This is a genomic window from Corynebacterium sp. ACRPQ (assembly GCF_022347225.1).
In the GTDB taxonomy this organism is placed as follows: domain Bacteria; phylum Actinomycetota; class Actinomycetes; order Mycobacteriales; family Mycobacteriaceae; genus Corynebacterium; species Corynebacterium tuberculostearicum_D.
In genome coordinates this window covers 1-5,931 of the sequence record NZ_JAKRNF010000036.1, presented here as the reverse complement: position 1 = coordinate 5,931, position 5,931 = coordinate 1, and the positions used below count along the sequence as shown (strand labels likewise).

General features: G+C 53.4%; 2 protein-coding genes and 2 pseudogenes. 1 reads left to right on the top strand and 3 read right to left on the bottom strand.

Annotated elements, in window-relative coordinates:
* A partial coding sequence (locus MHY24_RS11925; protein WP_239230918.1) for an IS110 family transposase occupies nt 1-947 on the top strand: 947 nt, incomplete at its 5' end.
* 387 nt (nt 948-1,334) lie between these two features.
* On the opposite strand, the pseudogene MHY24_RS11920 reads toward MHY24_RS11925, so the two are convergent.
* From MHY24_RS11920 to MHY24_RS11910, 3 genes and pseudogenes are all read right to left on the bottom strand, one after another.
* Nucleotides 1,335-2,556, bottom strand: a pseudogene (locus MHY24_RS11920) (APC family permease).
* Between the two features lie 638 nt (nt 2,557-3,194).
* Nucleotides 3,195-4,595: a hypothetical protein gene (locus tag MHY24_RS11915; RefSeq protein ID WP_239230916.1), complete on the bottom strand. Its 1,401-nt coding sequence runs from the start codon at nt 4,593-4,595 to the stop codon at nt 3,195-3,197.
* 372 nt (nt 4,596-4,967) lie between these two features.
* A pseudogene (locus MHY24_RS11910) lies at nt 4,968-5,822 on the bottom strand (IS3 family transposase); the annotation flags it as partial.
* Nucleotides 5,823-5,931 lie beyond the last annotated feature (109 nt).

Genomic DNA, 5,931 nt, shown 5'->3' with positions numbered 1-5,931 from the left:
GTCAACTCTCACGCATCCACGCTGGCAATGCCAAAACTGATATCCGGGACGCCTATATCATTGCCCACGCTGCAAAGAACCTTCCGGAGTCCCTCCGCAGCGTCGACCGTGTCGAAGAAGCCTTCCTCCAATTGAAAGTCCTCAACGGCATCGACGAAGACTTAGCGCGGTCCTACACCAGGCTCATCAATCAGATTCGAAGTGCACTAGTAGGCTGCTACCCGCAATTCGAACAGGCCCTTCGCGGTCAGATAATCCACCGCAAGTGGGTTCTGCACCTACTTGCGCGCTACGGTGGACCGACCAAGATAAAACGCCTCGGAAAAGCCAAGGCAGCTGCCTTTGCTCGACGATATAAGGCACGCAATCCCGAACCTGTCCTCGATGCCATATTCGCTGCTATCTCTGAGCAAACAGTCACCATTGCAGGTGCGCACTATGCCGAAATGGGCATAGCAATGTCGGCGAAAGACGCACTCTTAAAACTCGAACATCGCAAACAAATCGAGCAGGAAGTCATCGAGCTCATCAACGACATCCCCCACACTCAAATCCTGCTATCCATGCCAGGAATCGGACCAAAGACGGCAGCACAAATTCTCATGACCGCGGGCGACATGTCCGACTTTCCGTCAGCTGGGCACTTGGCCTCTTACGCTGGTTTGTCGCCCCGAACGAATCAGTCCGGAACCTCGATCATGTCGAACTCACTGAACCGCGCCGGCAATAAAAAATTAAAGAACGCCCTATGGCAATCATCTTTTGCATCCATCAGATTCCACGAGCGTTCCCGGCAATTCTATGAACGAAAGCGCCGTGATGGCAAGAGACACAACGCCGCAGTAGTGGCACTAGCCCGCAGACGGCTCAACGTCCTCTACGCCATGATGCGCAACCACGAGCGCTACCGCGATCCCGCCTTACAACAGGAAGGAATCGCAGCCTAAACACCAAGAACGAAACAGCCGACTGGGAAAACCCAGTCGGCTAGCAGGCATGCCCGAAAACCACACGACCAAACAACCCCGTAGAGAGAATCCGCCCCCGATTTCTCCACCCGCGAGGTTGACAACCTATATAGGAACACCCCCCTTCATCCGCACCGGCGCATCGCACCTCCATGACGCTGCCGCCCTGCGCTCGGAGAGATTCTGGTCTGCAGAGAAAACCAACGCCGGCGAATCGAAACTCCGCAGCCACAGCCAAGCATGGCCGCGCCGCGGGAGTTCGTTAGGGCCGGGAAAGATGAGCAGGCGCTTGGCGATGTCTCCCCTGCCCCAGCCAAAGCGACAAATTCTATGCCGGTATGAGGGCACACCCGTGGTATCGATCTGTTATTCCAGAATCAGCGATGCTGTTTTCTCCGGAGGCACATCCTTCACCTGACGACTCTTGATGGCCCACGACACCAGCCCCAGCGCAATCCAGACCACCAGCGCGATGAGCGGGGCCGTTCCCAGCACGCCAGGCGAGCCTGGGACGAAGAGCAGCGCCATGAATCCGACCAAGAGGATACACCCAGCCAGCGCGAAGTACTCATAAAACTTGTTCGGCGCAACGGGTTCGGACATTCCAGGGACCTGCCCGGTGCGCGCAATCTTCCAGGCGCAAAAGCAGGTATAGAAATACGCCACCGTGATACCAGCACTGGACATATCGACGACCCACGTCAATGCCGCACGCCCAAACCACGGGGTCACTAGGCGTACCGCGCACACCAAAAGAATCGCATTGCGTGGAGTGCGCTGCTTACCGTTTAACTCACCCAGCCGACTCGAAACTAGGTTGGCGCGACCGAGAGTAAACAAGACGCGACTTGCCGCAGTGAAAAATCCGTTAAGCCCAGTAAGGACTCCGGCGCTCACAGCTACAACCATGAGCACCAAACCGGCAGGCCCCATCACCTCACTGATGGCTGCTGCCGTTGGCCAAGCCGCCCCTTCGAGAGCATCGTGGCGGGTTCCCACAGCGATGGAGGCTGCGAGCATCATGGCCAAATAGATCAACGTTGCTGTAATGACTTCCCGCATGAGAAGGCCTAATGCTCTTTTCGACGAGAAATTGAACTCGCCCGCCAGCTGCGGGATGGAATCAAACCCCACGTAGGCCCATGGGGAAAGCCACGATGACCACCACCGCCAGGATCATGAGCACGACGGCAAAGAACTGAAACTGGCCTGAAAGGGCCGCCCCCTTAGAGTTCAACCACGCGAACACAATGATGAACAGCGAGCAAATCGCTACTTCGGGGAGATAGATGGTCCACCCGGCGACGTCGTAAAGCGCGCCTCGCATGACTAAATCAGGGAACGTGACACGAAAGATGAGCGCGACCGCTGAGGCATTCAACGCAACGACGCACGAGTACCCTAGCGTCAGCGCCCACCCCGCGATAAACGCATGAGTCCGGCCCAGCGCCGCCATAGCGAAGGCCACCCCACCACCGGTCAGCGGCAGCGCACGAATGGTAAAGCCGTAACTCAAGCCAATGATGGCAATCATCAGACCACCAATGACAAAGCCGATGAGCGTTCCAGCCAGCTCCGCCTTCTGCATCCAGTCGAAGGGCAAGATATAGGCACCCCAACCAATTGCCGCGCAGAGCGCCATGGCGAAGCCCCATGAGGGCTTCATGGCTTTCCGCTGGGTCGCGCTCTCCGACTTCTAATTTCACTCCAGACTATTTACCAACAAGCTCATGACCTCGCGAACTACCCAACGCACTATCCTGGCAAGTCTAGACGCTATTGAATAGATGTGCTCGTGAGCTGACCAGTGCTAAAGCCTGCTACCACAGCGATACCTTAGTCACGTCCCGACAGCCGGCTCCATCAACTTTTTCTCATCCAAGCCAGCAACTCATTGCGATGTCAAATAAGAAGGCCTTTCTCGCGCGGCGCATGTCCATTGTCGTCATCCTCGATTCGGGATCCGAATTCCAGTCCGCTGCCGTCTATAACACCGCGACTGCTCCGCAACCCCTCGCTAACCTCACCAACGAACAGCAGAGAGCCCACCCTTGCTTCTACCAAAAGCCGGCTACAGAATTCAGTTTCGGTATGTGGAAGAAGCGCACAAGAACATTGCCGCTGCGAGCTATCATTTGGGCAACCCGCGTGCGCGAGAGAAACAAGAAGCATAATGCTGACAACACAAACATATCCTACTACATGATAATTCCTCCAATACCCCTTTTACACCGGATGAGCAGGATTAATGGGAATATCCAGAAGCGAAGAATCTACTAGAGAAATGAGTCGCAAGAAAACTGAAGTATCATATTGATCTGGCTTGGAAACCGAAATAAGGGGGGTGATAATGGCCCTCGAGTTGAAAGGATTCAGCGGCTCGCCGTAGAAGTCTTTCTCCAAGCTTGACGGCCCGTGCCATGTTCCCATTCTTATCATCCAGTAATATTCGTCGAAAGGATCAAGGATATTTGGACAGAACCCGCCAGTTTCAGAGATAAGAGTTTGGAATCTTTCTGTCACTTCCCCCATGTAGCGCTGATGGCCAAAAGCCTGCACCTCACCGCGAACCTTCTTGGATAGCTTTCGGTAATAGACTTTCGCCATCTGATCCGCCTCTACAGGCTCATCACATCCCCACCGCCACTGGAGCTTTCTGAAATTACTCTGACCGATTTCAAGGATATTAGAGCTGAAAACTGCTGCACGCTGGTTGCCTACTAGTTTCCCTAATGGTCCTACCGCAGATCGATGATGATCCCAATAGTGGGCTTTTCCAAGACTATCTTTAAGCTCACCTTCAGGCTTCAGAGTTGGAACTTCGAAGTGTTTGAGCCCAAGCTTTGCTGACAGTAGCTTTGCTACAGATCGATCAACACGCGTATCTTTGTTTTTCCCATAAGTAAAAGTCTTCAGATCAATTCCAGCGTGCGTTGCGACCGCTAAACTAACCCTTGAATCAAGTCCTGCGGTTAGTGCGAGCCACGAATCTCGTTCCTCCCCCAGTCGCGACAAAGCTGCTGACGCTCGTTCGAGCACGATATTAGCCGCCCTCTCAGTTGAGATACTTGTCAGAGGCTCTCGCGGCCAAAATCTTGTTAGGTTTCCAGACTCTAAATCGAGCACAAAGTTGGGAAGAAGAACACGAACGCCTTCGTACGGGGTACCATGCGCAGGAAAAGAACTGGAAAATGGCAAATTTGAGAGTTCACAATCAAACTGCGTGACCTCAATCAAAGAAGCATGAGAGGCAAGAAAACCACCCTCTACATGGTAAAATGTGGGGCGCATCGCAGTAGCGTCACACACCACTTTGACTTGGCCCTTGCTACCAAAAAGGATCGTGTACCGCCCCACCAACCAATCAAGCGCCTCGTAAAACTTTTCGTCACCCTCAATGAGTCGCCCAAGAAGGATTGAGACAGGACTTTGCTTAGAATACTCAAGCATCGTACATGACCCTAAAATCATCACGAATTTTCCAGATTCGCGGTCTTGCTCCGATTTAATCTCTAAAAGTGGATCAACGAAAAAGTTATCCAAGATTGGGCCGGGAACAAAGCCCGATGGAACATCGTCAATAGAGCCACAGAGGAGGAACCCTCGAGGATAAGAATTGATAGACATTGCCAGCCTTTCACAAGTTCGTTCGCTACTAGATACCAATCGATTTATACAACAAATCCAATGCTGGGGAGTACGTTCACCCCCTGCGTATAGCTCAAATCCAATCCCAAGCCTCTCCAATCGACCTCTGCTCTACGACGCGCTCCGGGGCGCAGTATGTACATATACAGACACTGGAGGGCAATGAAACGCCAATCACTCGAATCCCCCTCAATCAGTTGTTTCAACTTAGCGATTGGGGCAATCCTTACGTATCACTAATATACTCTCCGCCTTTGACAGAACCGGCTAACCCTACCAAGGGTAGGAGCAATGGGTGTCAGATGCGAGTTTTGGTACCGGTGTTCTGGGGACTCGGTACTGTCGTGTTCCGGTGTCGAAGACTTCTCCGTGGTACATTTCGGTTTTCAAGTGTCCGAAGAAGTTCTCCATGACCGCATTGTCGTAGCAGTTGGCTTTACGCGACATCGACTGCACGCCACCGTTGTCACTAATCAGGTCGCGCCAAGACGAGTGCTGGTACTTGGAACCTTGATCTGTGTGCATCATCCATCCAGGTTCAGGCGCACAAACCACGATCGCCTTGGTCAGGGAATCAGCGGTAAACGCTGTCGACGGCGATGTAGCCACGGTGTGCGAAACAATTGAACGATCGAACAGATCCATCACTGGTGACAGGTAGACCTTGCGGCCAGCGACCCTGAACTCGGTGGCACCGCTGACGAAAACAGTATTTGGTTGCTCCGGGCTGAACTTGCGGGCAAGCTTGTTCTCAACGATGTGACTGTTCCTCCCAGTGCAGGAAACATACGGTCTGCGCTGGCGAATCTTAGCTCGCAGACCCATCTCGTGCATGAGTCTGTAGACGAGTTTGTGGTTGACTACCCAGCCCTGGTTGCGCAGGTCAAGCAGTACTCGCCGGCAGCCAAAGCGATGCTTGTTGCGCTCAAAGCTCTCCCGGATCGCGTCTTTGAGCACGGCGTGCTTATCTAGCTGGCCGAGTCGTTTCCGGTAGTAGTGGTGGTAGAAGAACGTCGACCGTGGGATACCTGCTGCTTCTAGGAGATGTTCCAAACGGTGGTGTGACTTGAGGACGACAATCACCTGGACTTTCAGGTGCGTCCCTGATTCCTCAAGTCCCGCATTTTTTAAATAAGCGTTCTCCGCTTCCAAGCGCGCAATCTGGCGCCGCAGCTTCTCCTCTTCAGTAAGCGGTGAGCGTGATGCTCCTATGTTGTGTCAAGCTGATTTGAGAAGTTCTTCATAAGCCAACCTCAACTCCGGCAAAGGGCGCTTGCCGGTTTCGATATCACTGATTCTCGCCGGGGCACACCCG

Bases quoted from the DNA above. Each gene is read 5' to 3' on its own strand.
- MHY24_RS11915 (WP_239230916.1), bottom strand. From the start codon at position 4,595: ATGTCTATCAATTCTTATCCTCGAGGGTTCCTCCTCTGTGGCTCTATT.